Genomic DNA, 18,547 nt, shown 5'->3' on the forward strand with positions numbered 1-18,547 from the left:
ACGACGCCGGCTTTGACGGCGCGTACCGCGGGACGGGACTACCCTCACGGCATGCCCGAATCAAGCGTGGTGGTGCGTCCGGTGCCGGTCGGCAGCGGTGACTACAGCGCGAGTGCACGGCTGCAGGCCGCCGGGCTGACGCAGGCCATCGCGTTGTTCGAGGAGGCCGCCCGGGCGATACCGATCCCGGCTGCGCCGTTGCCGATCGTGATCGCGGACTACGGCGCCGCCAACGGTCACAATTCGCTGCTGCCGATCAACGCGGCGATCTCGGCGCTGCGGAAACGGACCCGTCCCGATCAGTCCGTGCTGGTCACGCACACCGATGTGCCGGAGAACGACTTCAGCGCCCTGTTCAGCACCTTGCGCGAGGATCCCGACAGCTATCTGCGCCACGACCAGGCGGCGTTCTCCTCGGCGGTCGGCCGGTCGTTCTACAGCCAGATCCTGCCATCCAACACCGTCAGCCTGGGCTGGTCCTCGTGGTCGGTGCTGTGGCTGAGCAGGCTACCCGCGCCGGTCACCGATCATGTCCACGCCTCGTTCAGCGCCGACGCGGAAACGCGTGCGGCCCACCAACGGCTTGCCGCCCGCGACTGGCATGAGTTCGTCGCCTACCGGGGGCGCGAGCTGTGTCCGGGCGGACGGGCGGTGGTGATGACGATGGCCGTCGCCGAGAACGGCGAGTTCGGCTATCGACCGTTGTTCGCGGCGCTGATGGCCGAACTGGCCGAACTGGTGCAGCGCGAGGTCATCTCCGCCGACGAACTGACCGGGATGTGCATCCCGATCAGCGGGCGCCGGGCGGTCGACTTCACCACCCCGTTCGCCCCGTCCGGGCGCCTCGAGCAGCTCACCATTGAGCACCTGGAGGTGTTCGACGCCGAGGACCGGTTCTGGAGGCAGTACCAGAAGGACCGGGATGCAACGGCTTTCGGAGACCAGTGGGCCTCGTTCCTGCGAGCCGCGGTGTTCCAGACGCTGGCCGGCGCCCTCGCCGCCGATCGGCGTGCGCCGTTCTGTGATGCGCTCGAAGCCGGGGTGGCGGCCCGGTTGGCAGACGCCCCGGAACAGATGCAGATCCCGATGGCCCAGGTGGTGTTGCACAAGCGGCCCCGGCCGCCACGCTAACCCCAGGCGGGAACGGCGGCGTCGATCAGATGCGGGCCCGGTTCGGCCAGTGCCGCACCGAACTGCTCGGCGAGCTCCTCGGCTGTGGTGGCCCGCGTCGCCGGCACGCCGAAACCGTGGGCAATGGCCACGAAGTCGATATCCGGCCGACCGATGTCGAGCAGCGACCTGGCACGGTCGCCATCGCCCGTCGCGCCGACGCGGGCCAATTCCAGCTGCAGAATCGCATAGGCATGGTTGTTGAGGATGACCACGGTGATATCGAGGTGTTCGCGCGCCATCGTCCACAGCGCCGAGATCGTGTACAGCGCGCTGCCGTCGGCCTGCAGCGCGATGACCGGCCGGTCCGGGGCGGCCACCGCGGCACCGACGGCCACCGGCAGACCTTGACCGATCGCACCGCCGGTCAGCGTCAACACATCATGGGCGGGCGACGCGGCGGTCGCCGCGGGCAGCAGCACACCGCTGGTATTGGCTTCATCGGAGATGATGGCGTTCTCCGGTAGCAGCGCACCGATGACCTCGGCCCAATTCGCCACGGTGAGTGCGCCTTTCGGCAGCGCGGGCGGCGCCGCCTCCGCGGTCGGCACCGGGGGTGCACCGAGATGCTCGGCGAGCGCGTCGAGGTCGGCGGGGTCCAGCGTGTGCACCTGCGCACCGCTGGGCACCAGGCCGCTGGCCCGGCCCGGGTAGGCGAAGAACGCCACCGGGGCGCGGGTACCGACCAGGATCAGTTGGGTCGCACCGGCGAGCTGTGTTTCGGCCTGCTCGGCCAGGTAGGCCAGCCGCTCGGTGGCCGGAATCCCGCGGCCGCGTGCGAGCCGGGCCGGGAATGTCTCCACCAGGAGCCGCGCCCCCGTCGCAGCGGCTATCCGGGCCGCGGCCCGCAGGCCTTCGGCGGTGGTGGCCGAGCCACCCAGCAGCACAACGGTGTTCGCTGCGTACTCGCGCAGCATCTCGGCCACCGCCGGTACCCCGATCCCTCCGTGGCCGGCATCCGGCGGTGCGGGTTCGGACAGCGGTGCGCCCGGCTCCGCCGGACCCCATGAGTAGTCGGCGGGCAGGATCACCGTCGCGACCCGGCCCGGCGGGCCGAGGGCACCGGCGATCGCCGCGTCGACGGATGCGGCGAGCCCGGATGCCGAATGCGGCCGGAAGACCAGGCCTTCCGGCCAGGTGGCCAGGGCCTCGATATCCGATTCCAGCGGGGCATCGAACTCCACGTGGTGGGTGGCGTGATCACCGACCACGTTCACCACCGGGGTGTGCGCCCGCCGGGCGTTGTGCAGGTTCGCCAACCCGTTGGCCAGTCCCGGGCCCAGGTGAAGCAGGGTGGCCGCGGGCCCGCCGGCGATGCGGGCGTAGCCGTCGGCCGCGCCGGTGGCGACCCCTTCGAACAGGCACAGCACCGCGCGCATCTGCGGGCTGTCATCCAGTGCGGCAACGAAATGCATTTCCGAGGTGCCGGGGTTGGCGAAGCACACCGACACCCCGCCCGCCAGGAGCCGCTGCAGGACGGTGCTTGCTCCGGTGGTCATCAGCGAATCGTGCCGGCACCCGGGATGAGCGGCAGATCCAGCGCGGTCACCCAGCCCGGCGGCAGATCGTTGACGGCGGGTACCGCGTTGAGCGCGCGCAGCCCGGTGGCCAGACAGCCCGCGGCGGCGGCGTCACGCCCGGAACCGTCGGTGAACCGGAAGGCGGTCTCCTGCGAGATGCTGGGCGTGCCTTCGATATCGACGCGGTACACATCGTTGTCGTTGCCGGTCGGCCAGTCCGGGGCGGCGTCGAGCCCGATCCGGTTGACATGCTCGAGCTGGATGCGGGTCTCACCGTGGAACCGGCCGTTGATGGTGAACCGGACCGCGGCCACCTTGCCCGCCTCGATGACTCCCTTGGCGGACTTACGGTCCTCCGGGGTCACCCATTTCTCCCAGCTGGTGGTGATGTCATCGAGCGTGATGCCTGCCGCGTGCGCAATCATCGGAACCGTGGCGCCCCAGGCCATGATCAGGATCTCCGGGCTTTCCAGCAGCGGCCGGTACTCCGGTGGCCGACCGATGCCCATCTCGAACTCATAATCGCCCGTGTAGTTCGTGTAGTCGAGCAACTCCGAGGCCCGCACCGTCTGCACTTCCGAGCACAGGCCCATCAGCGTCAGCGGGAACAGATCGTTGGCGAACCCCGGGTCGATACCGGTGGTGAAGCACGACGCTCCCCCGGCCTCGCAGGCGTCGGTGATCGGCTGGATCCAGTTCGGCGGGTTGAGGTGCATCTTCGGCCACACCCACGGTGTCATCGCCGTCGAGCTGACATCGATACCGGCCCGCAGGAACCGGCCGATCAGTTCGATGTTGGCGTCGGCCTGCGCGGCCGTCGGTCCGTAGTGCACCAGGGCATCGGGTTTCAGGGCGATCAGCGCGTCGATGTCGTCGGTCGCCGTCAGCCCCAAGGGTGCACCCAGAGAACAGATCTCGCCGACATCGCGGCCCACCTTGTCGGGGTTGCTCACCCCCACCCCGACGAGCTCGAAGTGCGGGTGTTTCACGATCTCGGCGATCACCATTGTCCCGACGAAACCGGTACCCCAGACCACGACGCGTTTGGTCACGAACTTCCTCTCGGAGAAAACGGCGGAGCTACCAGCAGCGCTTCAGGCCGCCGGGCTCGCAGACCAGGGGGTACTCGTTGACCGGGATCGGCAGCGGATCGCGGAAGCTGATGGAGAACGGCTTGGTGTCCAGCGTTGCCGGCAGCCCGCACACCTGGCTGTGCGACATGGTGCGGGTGCCGGTCATGGTCCTGGTGTCGAACTTGAAGGTCTCGTCGATCGGCGCCGTACCACCGTCGGGGCAGGTGAGCCCGTCCACTGTTCTCACGCTGTAGGCCCACACGCCGCCGGTGAGCTTCGCGTCGCCACCCCGGGCCACCGCCGACGGGGTCGAAGCGACGTGCAGGATGCAGGCGACCGGATCCCGGATCTCGGCCCGCAGGTCACCCACCACCGGCACGCAGACCGGGAAGATCGTCCAGTTCGCGTCCGGCAACCCCTCCTGCTTATAGGTGTAGTTGCCCTCCAGCACCTGCTGCTGCGGGTTCGCCTGGGCCGGTGCGGCAAAGCCGACCATGCCCAGGGTGAGCAGCACGACACTGAACAACCCGCGAAGTATGTTCACACCTCGCAGTATTGCAGCACGCCTCTGGCACGTCCGCGGTTTGCCCCGTGAGAGAGTCACGAACATGACCTCATTGGACGGAAAAGTGGCATTGGTGACGGGCGCGTCGGCCGGGCTCGGCGCGGCGACGGCAAAGCTGTTCGCCGAACGCGGCGCGACGGTGTACGGGGTGGCCCGTGACGGTGACCGGATGGCCGACGTGTTCGCCGAGGTGCCCGGCGGCCGGTTCGGGTCCTATGACATCGGCACCGCCGACGCGTGCAAGCAGGCCGTCGAAGACTGCGTCGCGGCGTTCGGGCGCATCGATGTGCTGGCCAATGTGGCGGGCTTCCACCAGATGCGGCGCACCGCGTCGGTGACCGACGCGGACTGGGATCTCGATCTGGCGGTCAACCTCAACGGGCCGTTCTATCTGAGCCGGGCCGCGCTGCCGCATCTGCTGGAATCCGGCGGCAACATCGTCAACGTCTCCTCGGTGGCCGGCGTCGAGGGCGAGGTGTATTCGGCGGGCTACTGCGCGGCCAAGCACGGACTGATCGGGTTGACCCGCGCGATGGCCGTCGAGTTCACCAAGGAGACGCTCCGGGTCAACGCGGTGTGCCCGGGCGGGATGCTGACCGCGCAGGTCACCGAGTTCTCCGCACCGGAGGACGCCGACTGGGAGCTGATCATGCGGATCGCCGCCCCGCGCGGAATGATGGATCCGGTCGATGTCGCGAAGACCATCGCGTTCCTGGCCAGCGATGACGCGGCCGCGATCCACGGCGCGGTGTACCGCGTCGACAACGGGAAGGGCGCCGACTGATGAACGAGATCCGCTCCGAGACAGGCTCGGTCGGCACCGACTCTGTCGCGACCGTGGGCAGCATCGCGGTGCAGGGTTCCATCGCCACCGTCGGCAGTGCGGCGGTGGCCGGTTCGATCGGCACCGTGGGCAGCGCCGCGGTCGCCGGGTCGATCGCCACCGTGCAAAGCGCCGGTGTCGCCGGCTCGATCGGCACCGGCGGCAGCGCCGGGGTCGCCGGTGGTTTCGCCGTGGTGGGCAGCGCGTTCCTGCTGCTGTGCGCGGCGCTCGTCGGGTGCGTGGCCTGCATCGGATGCGTGGCCTGCCAGCAGTGCCGGGCCTGCATCGGCTGCGTGGCCTGCACCGACTGTGTGGGTTGCGTCGGATGCGTCAACTGCTCGGGCCTGCGCGGGGCCGTCGGCCTGCGCAATGTGCACGCCTGAGCGCGCCGACTGGCGCGGCTACACCTGCCGGCGCCGGCCCATCAGACCGGCCGCACCGACGGCTCCGAGGCTGAGCACCGCGCAGGCGACGGCCGCAATGATCAGTGCGGTCTGGCCGCCGCCGGAGTCGAGGGAGCCTCCTCCGACGCCAGCCGCAACCGGTAGTCGCCGGGCAGCGGACCCTCACGCGGGGTGTCCAGGCCCGGGTACTGCTGGGTGCGGTGGATCTCGAATTGCCGTTCGCCAGCGGCGTTCTGCTTCCACACGCCCCAGGCCGGGGTCACGCCGTCGAGCAGCACCCGGCGCTCGCCGTAGCGTGCGTCGTCACCGACGTCGACGATGCGCTGCACCCGGAAGGGCTCGTACACCGCGTCCGAGTAGCGCACCTGCACCGGCACGTCGTCATAGCGGAACAGCGGCGGCGGGGGCGGCGGCGCAAAGTTCCCGATGTTCGCGATGTTCGGGATGAAGCCGCCGCCGAAGAAGCTGCCCACCGCCACGCCCACCGCGGTGCTGACCACCGTGTTGACGGTGTTGAGCACCACCGCGGTGAAGCTGTAGGCCGCAAGGTCGGCCACGTACATGACCATCCGCTGCAACGGCGGGATCGTCACGACCCGCGGCCGGTTCTCGTACTCGTAGACGATCCGCACCGGATCCCGGTAGGGGTTGACGATCATGGGCCGGTAGAACTCGTCGTACTGCACCCAATCCGGGCTCCACTGGCGCACCCGGTTATCCCAGTCGCGCTGCTCGGCGCGCAGTTCGCGCTGGTCGTCCCGCAACTCGCGCTGGTCTTCCCGCAGTTGACGGCGCTCCTCGTCGAGGCGGTCCCGCTCATTCGACACGCCGACCAACGACGACAGCTGCGCGAGCTCCTCAAGCTTGGCCGGCTCCGGGTTGACCTCCACCGGCTTGGCGCTGGCGGCGAGCTGGACGTCGGCGACCGGGGCGTCCAGAACCTCGGGCTTGAGCGTCTTGGTGACGCGCGCGGCCTGCTGCTCGACCGCCGATGTCTCGGAAACCCCTTCCTCGGCAGAGGTTTCAGCGGATGTCTCGGCGGAGGTTTCAGCGGACGTCTCGGTGGGGGTCGCGCTGGATTCCGGTGCCTCGTCCGCGGTCCGGGGCACGTCCGTCCTGGACGGCGCCTCGCTGGACGGTGCGGGCCCGGCGGACGCGGACGAGGGTGCCGGGCTCGGGGCAGCCGAGCTGGACGGCGCCGGCCGCGATGACGGTGTGTCCTCTGGTTCGGCGGTCGGCGCCGACGGGGACGTGGTGACCTGCGTGCTGGGCCGCTTGGTGCTGGTGGTCGTCGGCTGCTCGACCGCGGGCTGCGGCTTGGGTGCCGGCGCCGGTGCGGGCTCGGGCTGCGGGGCCACGGTCTCGGGGGCGACGGTCGCCCGCGGCGTCTCGACCGGCGCCACGGTCTGCACCGGCGCCTGCGTCACGACGGGTGCCTCGGTCTGGGCCGGTGCCTGGGTGGCCGCGGGTGCCTGGGTCTGCGCCGGCGCCTCAGCGGTCACGGCCGGTTCGACGTACGGCGACTCCTCCTGGCTGCCGCGTCCCTGGCCGCCCGATCCGCCGGACTCCTGCGGAGCCTCCGCCGTCGTCGTCGCCACGATCTCGGGTTCGGCGGCCGCCGGCGCCACGCCGGCGGTGAGTGCGGTCAGCGATATCACCACGGTGGAGGCCAATCCGGCCACCATGCTTCGCCTCAGGAATTCCTCACGCGCTGCACCCATCGTGCTTCGACTCCTCGATTTCCGGAGCAGGGCAATTCTCAGCCACTACTGCGATTCGCAGTCATCTCCCCCGACACCGGCCCTCTGGCCCAGCAGCTGTCTCGAATAGTTCATCGCCGTGAGCGCCACGGCGTTACAACCCGGAGCGGGAGAACGCCGCGTGTTCGCTCAGGGCGATCTGACACCATCGTCGCGTGCCCGCCCGCGAGTTCGTACTGACCGACGAGTTCCGCGACGCCATGGCCCTGTTGGCGCAGGGCAGACACGTCTTCCTCACCGGCAAGGCCGGCACCGGAAAGTCGACACTGATCCGCCGGTTCATGTCCCAGACGGATCGCAATTGCGTCGTCGTCGCGCCCACCGGTATCGCGGCCCTCAATGTCGAGGGGTACACCATCCACCGGCTGTTCGGCTTCACCAGCACCACCAGCCTCACCGACATCAGCACCGGCCGCTACTACCCCGGCCGGTTCGCCAGGACGCTCAAGGCGCTGGACACTCTCATCATCGACGAGGCGTCGATGGTCCGCGCCGACCTGTTCGACAAGATCGCCGCCGCGTTGCACCGTTTCGGCCCCGACCCGGGCAGCGCGTTCGGGGGCGTGCAGATCGTCCTGGTCGGCGACCTGTACCAACTGCCCCCGGTCGTCACCGAGGCCGAGGCCGCGTTCTTCACCGACCGGTACGCCACCCCGTACTTCTTCTCCGCCGACACGTTCCACCGCGACGAGTTCCCGATGGTGGCGTTGACGACGGTGTTCCGCCAGCTCGGCGACGACCGGATGACCGCGATCCTCAACGAGATCCGCGAGGGCCTGCTGCTCGGGCACGCCCAGGAGCAGCTCAATGCGCGCACCGATCCCGATTTCGTGCCACCCGATGACGAGTTCTGGTTGACGCTCGCGCCGACGAACCGGCTGGTGACCGCCCGCAACCGGCAGCAGCTGGAGCGCCTCGCCGGCGAGGAGATCGTGCAGCACGCCCGCCAGACCGGTGATCTGAGCCTGTTCGACCCACCCGCCGACGACATCCTGCGGTTCAAGGTCGGCGCCCAGATCATGATGCTCACCAACGACCAGTCCGATCGCTGGGTCAACGGGACGCTGGGCAAGGTGGTCGCCCGGGTCGCCGGCCCGGAGGCCGCCGTCGTTGTCGAGTTCACCGACGGCAGCCGCGCCGAGGTGGGGCTCAACACCTGGGAGGCCACCCAGCCGGTCGTGGACGGCGGCTCGCTGCGCCACGAGGTCTGCGGCACCTTCACCCAACTGCCGTTCAAGCTCGCCTGGGCGATCACCATCCACAAGAGCCAGGGCCAGACGCTGGACCGCCTCGTCGTCGATCTGACCGGCGGCATGTTCTCCTACGGCCAGCTCTACGTGGCGCTCAGCCGGTGCACCTCGATGAGCGGGCTGGTGCTCAAACGTCCGGTGCTCCCCAAGGATCTGAAGACCGACCGCCGGATCGCGCGGTTCCTGCAGGGCACGGGCGAGGACGGCGGCGCGCACCGGTTCTGCGCCATCGCGATATCGACCGTCGGCGACGAGGGCCGGATGTCGCGGCCCCGTCCGGTGGAGCTCGCCGTCGCCTTCGAGGACGGCACGGCGGTGAGCACCCTGGTCAACCCGCAACGCGATCTGGCCGACGCGCGCACGGCGTACGGGATCGGCGTGTCCGACATCCTGCTCGCACCGACCCTCGCCGAGGCATGGGGGGTGATCGCCCCGATGCTGACCGGCTGCACACCGGTGGGCGCGGGCATCGACGAGACGCTGGGCCTGATCGACTTCGAGCTCAAACGCCTCGGCCAGGTGACGGCGATGCCGCTCGGTGTGGAACTGGGGCGCCGCGCGGTCGCATCGTCGGGCTCCGCGCTGGAGCAGGCGACGGCCACGCTGGCCGCGTTCACCGCATCGGGTGCCGGCCCCTCGGGTGCGACCCCGTTCGGCGATCCCCCAGAATCGTGGTCCGGGCATCTGGTCACCCGCAGCCACACGCTGGCGACGCCGACGCTGACGGCGCTGCCCGCGCTCTCGGCGCTGCTGGCCGTCAGCAGGCAGATCGGTCCCGCGCTGCTCGGTGTGCAGCGTCCCGTCGAGGACCTGCCGGCCACCCCGTGGATCGCCGGGGCACGGCATTCGGTGGCCGGCCAGCTGCGTGCGGCGGCCACCAGGGTCCGCCTCACCGAGGATGCGGTGGCGCGGCTGCGGGCCGCGCAACAGCTGCTCGGTGTCGAGATCGTGGACGACACCGTCGAATCGGCGCTGACCGGCACCTCGATCGAATCGGTCCTGGTGCCGGGCGCCCGCGTCTGTTTCACCGGCACCGCGCAGGACGCCGCCGGCCGCGAGGTCTCCCGGGAGGAGATGTCGCGGCTCGCCGCGGCGGCCGGGCTGGCGCCGGTGAAGACGGTGACCAAGACCCGCTGCGAGGTACTCGTCACCGCCGAGGTCGGCACCCAGTCGGGCAAGGCCCGCAAGGCCCACGAACTGGGCAAGCCGGTGATCTCGGCCGACGACTTCCTGGCCTGGGTCGGCTCCGGCAGCCGAGCGAACCGTCGCTGAGGGGAACATGCCCTCGGCGTCCTAGGTGCGAGATCGAGCTGAGGGTCGTGAAACAAGGCCCATCACCCCCAAAACACAACCCTCAGCTCGATCTCGCCCCTGGCGTTCAGCACGCGTAGTGCTCTCGATCCCCCGGATCCCGGTGCCATCGCGCGCGCACCCCGCGGGGCACCTTTAAGGTCGTACCGTGAACCGGCTGGACCGCTTCTTCGAAATCACCGCACGCGGATCGACGATCTCCTCCGAGATGCGTGGCGGTGTCGTCACCTTCATCGCGATGGCCTACATCATCGTGCTCAACCCGATCATCCTGTCCGGGTCGCCGGACGTCGCAGGCAATCAGCTGGGCTTCACCCAGGTCTCGGCGGTCACGTCGCTGGCCGCCGGCGTGATGACCATCGTGTTCGGGGTCGTCGCCCGGCTGCCGTTCGCCTTCGCGGCCGGCCTCGGCATCAACTCGTTCCTGGCGTCCTCGGTGGTGGGTTCGCTCACCTGGCCCGAGGCCATGGGCCTGGTGGTCATCAACGGGCTGATCATCGTGCTGCTGGCGGTCACCGGCCTGCGCCGGATGATCTTCGACGCGGTGCCGATGCCGCTGAAACTGGCCATCACGGCCGGTATCGGTTTGTTCATCCTGTTCATCGGCCTCGTCGACGCCGGGTTCGTCGCCTCCACCGGCAGCCCGTCCCCACCGGTCGGCCTCGGCGGCCAGGGCGAGGGGTCGGTCACCAGCATCCCCACCGTGGTGTTCGTCTTCACGCTGCTGATCACCGCCATCCTGGTCGCCCGTAAGGTGCGCGGCGGCATCCTGATCGGACTGATCGCCGGCACCGTCGTGGCGGTCGTCATCGAGGCCATCTGGCATCTGGGCTCGGCCACCGAGAAGCCCGGCGGCTGGGGGCTGTCGGTGCCGACGCTGAGCGGATCCCCGTTCGCGGTGCCCGATCTGTCGCTGGTCGGCGAGTTCAGCCTGGACAGCTTCGGGCGCATCGGCATCCTGGCCGCGGTGATGCTGGTGTTCACCCTGGTGTTCACCAACTTCTTCGATGCGATGGGCACCTTCACCGGCCTGTCCCGCCAGGCCGGTGTCGCCGACGAGCACGGCAACTTCCCGCGGCTGCAGTCGGCATTGGTGGTCGAGGGTGCCGGCGCGGTGGTCGGCGGCGCGGCCTCGGCGTCGTCGAACACGGTGTTCATCGAGTCCGGCGCCGGTATCGGCGAGGGCGCGCGGACCGGACTGGCCAGCCTGGTGACCGGCGGATTGTTCCTGGCCGCAATGTTTCTCACGCCGCTGGCCGCCATCGTTCCCACCGAGGTGGCGGCCGCCGCGCTGGTCATCGTCGGCGCCATGATGGCCTCGCATCTGCGTGAGATCGACCTCGCCGATTTCTCCATCGCCCTGCCGGTGGTGCTGACGGTCGCGGTGATGCCGCTGAGCTATTCGATCGCCAACGGTATCGGTGTCGGCTTCATCTCCTGGGCCATCGTGCGGACGGCAGCGGGTAAGGGCCGTGAGGTCAGCCCGCTGCTGTGGGTCGTCGCGGCGGGCTTCCTGCTGTACTTCGCGCGCGGCTGGGTCGACTCCCTGATCGGGGCGTGAGGGTCGTCGACGTCGTCAAGCCCGACCGGCGAGCCCATATCGTCCGGCTCGCCCTGCTGGCCGCGTTTCTGCTGGGGCTGTGGTACCTGATCGGCGTCGCGCGCATTCTCGACCTCACCGATATCCGCGATGCGGTGGCCTCCACCGGGCCGGCCGCCCCGCTGGTCTATGTGGTGGTGTCCGCGGTGCTGGGCAGCCTGTTCGTGCCGGGGCCCCTGCTGGCCGCAGGCAGCGGTCTGCTGTTCGGGCCGGTGCTGGGCACCTTCGTCACCCTGGGTGCGACGGTCGGTACCGCCACGATCGCCGGCCTGGCCGGGCGCCGGGCCGGTCGCGAGAGCACCCGCGCCCTGCTGGGTGCGGATCGCGCCGACCGTATCGACGCGCTCATCGCCCGCGGCGGGCTCTGGGCGGTGGTCGGCCAGAAGTTCGTTCCCGGCATCTCGGATGCGGCGGCCTCCTATGCCTTCGGGGCGTTCGGAGTTCCGTTGTGGCAGATGATGATCGGAGCGCTCATCGGATCGGCGCCACGGGCGTTCGCCTACACCGCGCTGGGAGCCTCGGTGGGTGATCTGTCCTCACCGCTGGTGTACGTGGCCATCGCCGTGTGGTGCGCGACGGCGGTGATCGGTGCGTTCGCCGCGCACCGCGGCTATCGGGGCTGGCGCGCCAGCCGCACCGACTCGGCCGAGTAGCGCACCGAAGGCACGCCAGTTCGCATGTTCGCGGCGACTCACGCATGATCGGGGCATGCAACGGGATGTCGGGGCCGAGCTCGAGGTCGAGATCAATGCGCCGACGACACTGGAGTTTCAGATCGCGGTGGCACCACACCCCGGCGCCGAGGTGACCGAGTCGCTGAGCTTCGTGCTGAACGGGCAGCCGATCACACCCCTGGAGATCAGCGGTACCCACGGCAACCGCATCCACAAGTTCGATGCCGGGGTCGGTCATCTGCGGGTCGACTATTCGGCCACCATCGTCGGCTATGCCGATCCGCCGCCGGTCACCGACTACGACCAGTCGATGTATCTGCGACCCAGCCGCTACGCCGAGTCCGACAAGCTCTTCGGTTTTGCCGGAACCGAATTCGGTCAGCTCAACGACTCGGCGACCCTGCTGGAACGCGTCTCCTCCTGGGTGGGTCAGCGCCTGCTGTACGTGCCGGGTTCCAGCGATCCGATCGACGGCGCGGTCGACACCATGCTGGCCGGCGCCGGGGTCTGCCGGGACTACGCACACCTGGTGGTCGCGCTGCTGCGTGCGGTCAAGGTGCCGGCCCGGTTGGTCTCGGTCTATGCACCGGGGTTGTACCCGATGGATTTCCACGCCGTCGCCGAGGCGTTCGTCGACGGACAGTGGCGCGTGGTCGACGCGACGCTGCTGGCCCCGCGGGACAGCCTGGTGCGCATCGCCACCGGACGTGATGCCGCGGACACCGCGTTCCTGGACAACCACAACGGGTCGATCTTTCTCAGCCTGCTCAACGTCCGCGCCGTCACCGACGGGATGTTGCCCTCGGATTCGCCCGCCGAGCTGGCGACGCTGCACTGACATACTCAGGTGAGGACAGGCTGTCCTGCCATCGGCATCGCGGATCTGGTAAAAATTAAGTACCTCTAAACATGATCAGGAGAGCGACCGGACGTGCCCGACTCTTCAGCGGCCACGGTCGTCACCCCCCATCAGCAGCAGCGACGCGGCGGCATCGCCGGATTCATCCGCAAGTTCGCCGTCCTGATCATCATCGGCTGGATCGGCATCGTCGCCGTGCTCAGCCTGACGATTCCGCCGCTGGAAACCGTCGGCCAGATGCGCTCGGTGTCGATGACCCCGGAGTACGCCCCGTCGGTGATCGCCAGCAAGCGGGTCGGCGAGGTGTTCGACGAGTACAAGTCGGACAGTTCGGTGATGGTCGTGCTGGAGGGCGAGGAGCGCCTCGGCGCCGATGCGCACTACTGGTACAACGACATGGTCGACCGGTTGCTCGCCGACCCCGCACACGTCGAGCACGTTCAGGACTTCTGGGGCGACCCGCTGACCGAGTCCGGGGCGCAGAGCTCGGATGGTTTGTCGGCCTACGTCCAGGTGTATCTGGCCGGCAACATGGGCGAGTCGCTGGCCAACGAATCCGTGGAGGCCGCGAAGAAGATCATCGAGGCCGAACCACCCCCGCCGGGGGTGAAGGTCTATGTGACCGGCATGTCGGCGCTGGCCGCCGATCAGCAGATCTCCGGTGATCGCAGCGTCAAGATCATCGAGGGCGCCATCTTCGTCGTCATCATCACGATGCTGCTGCTGGTGTATCGCTCGATCATCACCACGATCCTGGTGCTGGTCATGGTGGTGCTGGGGTTGACCGCGGCGCGCGGAGTCGTCGCCTTCCTGGGCTATCACGAGCTGATCGGGCTCTCCACGTTCGCCACCCAATTGCTGGTGACGCTGGCCGTGGCGTCGGCCACCGACTACGCGATCTTCCTGATCGGCCGATATCAGGAGGCACGATCGGTCGGCGAGGACCGGGAATCGGCCTACTTCAGCATGTTTCACGGCACCGCCCATGTGGTGCTCGGATCGGGCCTGACCATCGCCGGCGCCATGCTGTGCCTGCACTTCACCCGGCTGCCGTACTTCCAGACCCTGGGTATCCCGATGGCCTTCGGCATGGTGGTGGTGGTGTTGGCCGCGCTCACCCTGGGCCCGGCCGTGGTGACCGTGGCCAGCCGGTTCGGGAAGGTCCTGGAACCCAAGCGCGCCATGCGCATCCGGAGCTGGCGACGGGTGGCCGCGGTCGTGGTGCGCTGGCCCGGAGCGGTGCTGCTGGCCACCATCGCGCTGTCGCTGATCGGCCTGCTGGCGCTGCCCGGCTACCAGACCAACTACAACGACCGCAATTATCTGCCGCAGGATCTGCCCGCCCAGCAGGGGTTCGCGGCCGCCGAACGGCACTTCGGCGTGGCCCGGATGAACCCCGAACTGCTGCTCATCGAGACCGACCGCGATCTGCGCAACTCGGCGGACTTCCTGGTGATCGACAAGATCGCCAAGGCCGTCTTCAAGGTGCCCGGCGTCGGCAACGTGCAGGCCATCACCCGCCCGTCGGGCGAGCCTCTGGAGTTCAGCACCATTCCCGCTCAGATGAGCATGAGTGGCGCGAGTCAGGAGATGAACCAGAAGTACCAGGAAGACATGTTCGCCAACATGCTGGTGCAGGCCGACGACATGCAGTCCACCATCGACACGATGAACCGCATGGTGGCCCTCATGCGGGAGATGAGCGCTACCACGCACAGCATGGTCGGCAAGACCGAGGACATGGCCGTCGACGTCGCGGAACTGCGCGACAACATCTCGAACTTCGACGACTTCTTCCGGCCGATCCGCAACTATTTCTACTGGGAGCCGCACTGCTACAACATCCCGCTGTGCTGGTCGATGCGCTCGGTGTTCGACGCCCTCGACGGCACCGACCGGCTGACCACTCAGTTCGAATCGGTCATTCCGGACCTGCAGCAGCTCGACGCGCTGATGCCGCAGATGCTGGAAACGATGCCGGCACAGATCGCGACGATGGAGTCCTCCCGCGACATGATGCTGCGGATGTATCAGACCCAGAAGGGTATGCAGGACCAGGGCATGGCGATGTCGGAGAATCAGCACGCCATGGGCGAAGCGTTCAACGACGCCAAGAATGACGACACCTTCTACCTGCCGCCGGAGACCTTCAACAACGAAGACTTCAAGCGCGGTATGGACAGCTTCATCTCCCCCGACGGTAAATCGGTGCGGTTCATCATCTCCCACCAAGATGACCCGCTGACCCCCGACGGCATCAAGCTGATCGACGAGATCAAGACCGCGGCAAAGGAAGCCGTGAAGGGCACCCCGCTGGAGGGGTCGAAGATCTACCTCGCCGGAACCGCGGCGGCCTTCAAGGACATGCAGGAAGGCAACAACTGGGACCTGGTCATCGCCGGGATCGCGGCGCTGAGCCTGATCTTCATCATCATGCTGCTCATCACCCGAGCGCTGGTGGCCGCGGCCGTCATCGTCGGCACGGTGGTGTTGTCACTGGGTGCATCGTTCGGGCTGTCCGTCCTGGTCTGGCAGCACATCATGGGTGTGGAGCTGCACTTCATGGTGATGGCCATGGCGGTGATCGTGCTGCTCGCCGTCGGCGCGGATTACAACCTGCTCCTCGTCGCGCGCATGAAGGAGGAGATCGCCGCGGGTCTCAATACCGGCATCATCCGCGCGATGGGTGGCACGGGTTCGGTGGTGACGGCCGCCGGGCTGGTCTTCGCGTTCACCATGATGGCGATGGTGGTCAGCGAGATGACGGTGGTGGCCCAGATCGGCACGACCATCGGCCTCGGCCTGCTGTTCGACACGCTGGTGATCCGGTCGTTCATGACCCCGGCCATCGCCGCGCTGATGGGCAAATGGTTCTGGTGGCCGCAGATTGTCCGGCAACGGCCCGCGCAGCCCGCCACGCCGCCGCGGCCGCTGGAGCCCGCCCAGCCTTAGTCCGTGATGAACGCCAGGGCCGCGTCCAGGGCCGGGCGGTGCCGCAACAAGCGGTAGTGCGCCAGGCGCCCCAGCCCCTTGGTGGTGTGCAGCTTCGCGTTCGGCCACGCGGCGACGATCTCTTCGCTGAACCGGTACGGGCTGTCGGGATCGTCGGGATCGTGGATCACCAGCAGCGGCGGGTTCTCGGGGCGGTCGGCCACGGCGGAGATATCGGTGTCGAACAGCGGCATCCTGAGCTTCTGGTCCAGCCGGCGGTGCAGCCCTTCCCGGATGCGCGGCCCGAAACCGTGGCGTTGCGTGAAAACGTCCATATACCAGGAGAAGTCGCCCATCGGGGCGAGGAACACCAGACGTTGCGCGGCGGTCCCCCATGACACCGCGAGGGAGGTCGCCTTGGCGCCGAGCGAGTGACCGATGACGGCGTGCGCGGGACCGAACTCGTCGACGACGGCGTGCACGGCCCGGGCGCACTCCACGATGGTGGTGCGGCCAGGGGCCATCGCACCCGGATCGGACCCGTTGTGGCTGGGCAGGTCGAAGGCGATGACGCGGTAGCCGGCCTCGACGAGAGGTTTGACGAAAACGCCCATGTGGGCCTGGCAGCCTCCCCATCCGTGCACCAGGTACACCGGGTCACCCTCGCCCCACGATTCGCCGATGATCCGGTTGCCGTCCCAGGCCGCTTCGATCGGCTGACTCGGTGGGACACCGGGCGGCATCCGCAGACTCATCTCCACCGCCGGCGGGGTGCACCATAATTCGGTGGCCCACCGGGCCCCCTCACCGGGCGCGAACCGCTCCAGCAGATCGAACCGTTCCCGCACATGGGCTGCGATCGGTGGCTCGACGCCGGAGCCGGCCTGCTCGTGCCCGGGCTCAGTCATCTCGGTCCCCATGGGGGTGACTGTAGTGATCCCGTTCGGCTGGTCCGCGGCTGCCGTAGCGCAGGTGCCGCTACGCTCTGCAGCTGTGGATAAATTGGCTCTCGCGTCAATACTGGTGGCGTTCGGCCTTCTGAGCGCACCGGTTGTGACCGCCGAGCAGCAGTCGTCGTGCGATTCCAATTACTCCGGCGCCTGTGTCCCGGAGGCCAGCGATGTCGACTGCGAGGGTGGCAGTGGCAACGGACCGGAATACGTGGCCGGCCCCGTGACGGTGATCGGAGACGACATCTACGGGCTCGACAATGACGGCAACGGGGTTGGCTGCGAGTAGAACTGGACCATTCCGGCCCGCACCGAGGTCGCCTAATTCGTTGTCGGTGGTGGTGGTTCGAATGGTGTGTACCACCACCATTGGGCGCGTTCGCCTTTCGGTCCGGGGCAGGGCGGCACTTGCGGTGCTGGTGTGGTGGGTGGTCTGGCCAGTGAGCTGTCGGTCATTGGCTCGCCGTCGCTGTCGGTGACCTTGAGCTTGTCGGCGGGCCCGGTGAGGGTGATACCGCCTTTGTGGTGCAGGCGGTGGTGGAACGGGCAGACCAGCACCAGATTCCACAGTTCGGTCGGCCCGCCGTTCTCCCAGTGCACCAGGTGATGGGCGTGCAAACCTCGGGTGGCCCCGCAGCCGGGCACCACGCAGGTCTGGTCGCGGTGCTCCAGGGCGCGGCGGAGCCGGCGGTTGATGGTGCGGGTGGCCCGCCCGACGCCGATGGGGCGGCCGTGGCGTTCGAACCACACCTCACAGGTGGCATCGCAGAGCAGATATCGGCGGTCGTCTGCGGTGAGGGCCGGGCCCAGATGCAGGGCCGCGACCCGTTTCTCGAGGTCGAGGTGCATGACCACGGTGGTGTGCTGGCCGTGCGGGCGCCGCGCCACGTCGCTGTCCCAGCCGGCCTCGATCAGGCTCATGAACGCATCGACCGCGTCGGGGAACGGCGGGGCCTGCTCAGAAACCGTGGATTCCTGGTCCCAGACGCGGGCGCTGCCGTCCTCGGGCTCGATGCTGTCCTGCGCATCGTGGTCACGTTTCCAGTCCGCCACCAAAGCGTCCCGATGTGATTGCAGGCCGGCTTCGAACTTCGCGGCCTCCACCTTGGGAAGGGTGATCCGCCACGTCGTGGAATCGTCGTTCTCGATCTTGGTGATCTTGCGCTTGGGTTCGGGCTTGGACTCGGGCTCGGGGCGGGGTTCCTGCTTGACCGCGGTGCGCAACTGGCTCACGGTGGCGACCTTCACCAACTCCGCGTAATGCTCATCGCAGCCCTGGCCACCGCCTTCAGCGATCACCCCGATCTGATCCAAGGACACCCGACCCTCCTGCAACCCTGCGACGCAGCGTTCGAGTTCATCAATGCGATGCGCGACGGCGACCATAGTTTCGGCGTTGCGAGGAGAGATACCGGCCTTCCAGGCGACCAGCGCTTCGATCGACCGGCAGCCGGTCGCACCCCACAGCGAGTTCCCGTCATTTGTGCCTCTGCCGTCGATCTCGGCGACGATCTCCACCAACCGGCCATCAATCGCATTACGCTGCCCGGTCAACTCCGCCATCTCCTCGAACAACACCTCCAAACGCGACACCCGAGGTGTGTGTGCGGCGAAAGGTGTTGTCGGCGGCGGCATACCACGATTCTAACGAGACGGT

15 protein-coding genes are annotated in these 18,547 nt (G+C 68.4%); 9 read left to right on the forward strand and 6 right to left on the reverse strand.

The annotated features are described in order from the left end of the window. The first annotated feature begins 51 nt into the window (after positions 1 to 51). Positions 52 to 1,131: an SAM-dependent methyltransferase gene (locus tag C6A86_RS17970; protein WP_105365446.1), complete on the forward strand. Its 1,080-nt coding sequence runs from the start codon at positions 52 to 54 to the stop codon at positions 1,129 to 1,131. On the opposite strand, the gene C6A86_RS17975 is transcribed toward C6A86_RS17970, so the two are convergent. The 3 genes from C6A86_RS17975 to C6A86_RS17985 all read right to left on the reverse strand — a co-directional run bounded on the left by C6A86_RS17975 (position 1,128) and on the right by C6A86_RS17985 (position 4,307). Next, positions 1,128 to 2,669 (reverse strand): acetolactate synthase large subunit, encoded by a 1,542-nt coding sequence (locus tag C6A86_RS17975; protein ID WP_105365445.1) that lies wholly within the window; start codon positions 2,667 to 2,669, stop codon positions 1,128 to 1,130. The two genes, C6A86_RS17970 and C6A86_RS17975, sit on opposite strands and share 4 nt — an antisense overlap. Beyond that, positions 2,669 to 3,697 carry a dihydrodipicolinate reductase gene (locus C6A86_RS17980; RefSeq protein WP_233213186.1) on the reverse strand — a complete coding sequence of 343 codons (1,029 nt, stop codon included), beginning with the start codon at positions 3,695 to 3,697 and terminating at the stop codon, positions 2,669 to 2,671. Before C6A86_RS17980 ends, C6A86_RS17975 begins: the two co-directional genes overlap by 1 nt. 73 nt (positions 3,698 to 3,770) lie before the next feature. Beyond that, positions 3,771 to 4,307: a hypothetical protein gene (locus tag C6A86_RS17985; protein ID WP_105365444.1), complete on the reverse strand. Its 537-nt coding sequence runs from the start codon at positions 4,305 to 4,307 to the stop codon at positions 3,771 to 3,773. Between the two features lie 64 nt (positions 4,308 to 4,371). Between C6A86_RS17985 and C6A86_RS17990 the strand changes: the two genes are divergently transcribed. Further along, positions 4,372 to 5,112 carry an SDR family NAD(P)-dependent oxidoreductase gene (locus tag C6A86_RS17990; protein WP_105365443.1) on the forward strand — a complete coding sequence of 247 codons (741 nt, stop codon included), beginning with the start codon at positions 4,372 to 4,374 and terminating at the stop codon, positions 5,110 to 5,112. Then, on the forward strand, positions 5,112 to 5,534 hold the full coding sequence (locus C6A86_RS17995; protein WP_105365442.1) for a hypothetical protein: 423 nt from the start codon (positions 5,112 to 5,114) through the stop codon (positions 5,532 to 5,534). The genes C6A86_RS17990 and C6A86_RS17995 overlap by 1 nt, the downstream gene beginning before the upstream one ends. Positions 5,535 to 5,635: 101 nt before the next feature. On the opposite strand, the gene C6A86_RS18000 is transcribed toward C6A86_RS17995, so the two are convergent. Beyond that, positions 5,636 to 7,276, reverse strand: a complete 1,641-nt coding sequence (locus C6A86_RS18000) for a hypothetical protein (protein ID WP_311100815.1) — start codon at positions 7,274 to 7,276, stop codon at positions 5,636 to 5,638. 239 nt (positions 7,277 to 7,515) lie between these two features. Here C6A86_RS18000 and C6A86_RS18005 point away from each other — a divergent pair, with 239 nt between their 5' ends. The 5 genes from C6A86_RS18005 (at position 7,516) to C6A86_RS18025 (ending at position 15,961) form a co-directional block, all read left to right on the forward strand. After that, positions 7,516 to 9,837, forward strand: coding sequence for an AAA family ATPase (locus tag C6A86_RS18005; RefSeq protein WP_105365458.1), 2,322 nt, complete (start codon positions 7,516 to 7,518; stop codon positions 9,835 to 9,837). 187 nt (positions 9,838 to 10,024) lie between these two features. Beyond that, on the forward strand, positions 10,025 to 11,437 hold the full coding sequence (locus C6A86_RS18010; RefSeq protein ID WP_105365440.1) for an NCS2 family permease: 1,413 nt from the start codon (positions 10,025 to 10,027) through the stop codon (positions 11,435 to 11,437). Then, complete coding sequence (locus C6A86_RS18015; RefSeq protein ID WP_105365439.1) at positions 11,434 to 12,129, forward strand: TVP38/TMEM64 family protein; 696 nt, start codon at positions 11,434 to 11,436, stop codon at positions 12,127 to 12,129. Before C6A86_RS18010 ends, C6A86_RS18015 begins: the two co-directional genes overlap by 4 nt. Before the next feature lie 55 nt (positions 12,130 to 12,184). Then, complete coding sequence (locus C6A86_RS18020; RefSeq protein ID WP_105365438.1) at positions 12,185 to 12,988, forward strand: transglutaminase family protein; 804 nt, start codon at positions 12,185 to 12,187, stop codon at positions 12,986 to 12,988. 93 nt (positions 12,989 to 13,081) lie between these two features. After that, positions 13,082 to 15,961: an RND family transporter gene (locus C6A86_RS18025; RefSeq protein WP_105365437.1), complete on the forward strand. Its 2,880-nt coding sequence runs from the start codon at positions 13,082 to 13,084 to the stop codon at positions 15,959 to 15,961. On the opposite strand, the gene C6A86_RS18030 is transcribed toward C6A86_RS18025, so the two are convergent. After that, positions 15,958 to 16,860, reverse strand: a complete 903-nt coding sequence (locus tag C6A86_RS18030) for an alpha/beta fold hydrolase (protein WP_105365436.1) — start codon at positions 16,858 to 16,860, stop codon at positions 15,958 to 15,960. The two genes, C6A86_RS18025 and C6A86_RS18030, sit on opposite strands and share 4 nt — an antisense overlap. Positions 16,861 to 16,873: 13 nt before the next feature. Between C6A86_RS18030 and C6A86_RS18035 the strand changes: the two genes are divergently transcribed. Continuing rightward, a complete protein-coding gene (locus C6A86_RS18035) occupies positions 16,874 to 17,179 on the forward strand; it encodes an excalibur domain-containing protein (RefSeq protein WP_396833807.1) in 306 nt (101 codons plus the stop codon). Positions 17,180 to 17,211: 32 nt separating this feature from the next. Here C6A86_RS18035 and C6A86_RS18040 read toward each other — a convergent pair whose 3' ends face one another. Further along, positions 17,212 to 18,525 carry an HNH endonuclease signature motif containing protein gene (locus C6A86_RS18040; protein WP_105365435.1) on the reverse strand — a complete coding sequence of 438 codons (1,314 nt, stop codon included), beginning with the start codon at positions 18,523 to 18,525 and terminating at the stop codon, positions 17,212 to 17,214. Positions 18,526 to 18,547 lie beyond the last annotated feature (22 nt).

It is taken from the genome of Mycobacterium sp. ITM-2016-00316 (assembly GCF_002968335.2).
Classification (GTDB): Bacteria; Actinomycetota; Actinomycetes; order Mycobacteriales; family Mycobacteriaceae; genus Mycobacterium.

Coding starts and splice junctions, on each gene's coding strand:
- C6A86_RS17990 (WP_105365443.1), top strand. CDS start 4,372: ATGACCTCATTGGACGGAAAAGTGGCATTGGTGACGGGCGCGTCGGCC.
- C6A86_RS17980 (WP_233213186.1), bottom strand. CDS start 3,697: ATGGTGATCGCCGAGATCGTGAAACACCCGCACTTCGAGCTCGTCGGG.
- C6A86_RS18040 (WP_105365435.1), bottom strand. CDS start 18,525: ATGCCGCCGCCGACAACACCTTTCGCCGCACACACACCTCGGGTGTCG.
- C6A86_RS18005 (WP_105365458.1), top strand. CDS start 7,516: ATGGCCCTGTTGGCGCAGGGCAGACACGTCTTCCTCACCGGCAAGGCC.
- C6A86_RS18030 (WP_105365436.1), bottom strand. CDS start 16,860: ATGGGGACCGAGATGACTGAGCCCGGGCACGAGCAGGCCGGCTCCGGC.
- C6A86_RS17995 (WP_105365442.1), top strand. CDS start 5,112: ATGAACGAGATCCGCTCCGAGACAGGCTCGGTCGGCACCGACTCTGTC.
- C6A86_RS17975 (WP_105365445.1), bottom strand. CDS start 2,669: ATGACCACCGGAGCAAGCACCGTCCTGCAGCGGCTCCTGGCGGGCGGG.
- C6A86_RS18020 (WP_105365438.1), top strand. CDS start 12,185: ATGCAACGGGATGTCGGGGCCGAGCTCGAGGTCGAGATCAATGCGCCG.
- C6A86_RS18000 (WP_311100815.1), bottom strand. CDS start 7,276: ATGGGTGCAGCGCGTGAGGAATTCCTGAGGCGAAGCATGGTGGCCGGA.
- C6A86_RS17970 (WP_105365446.1), top strand. CDS start 52: ATGCCCGAATCAAGCGTGGTGGTGCGTCCGGTGCCGGTCGGCAGCGGT.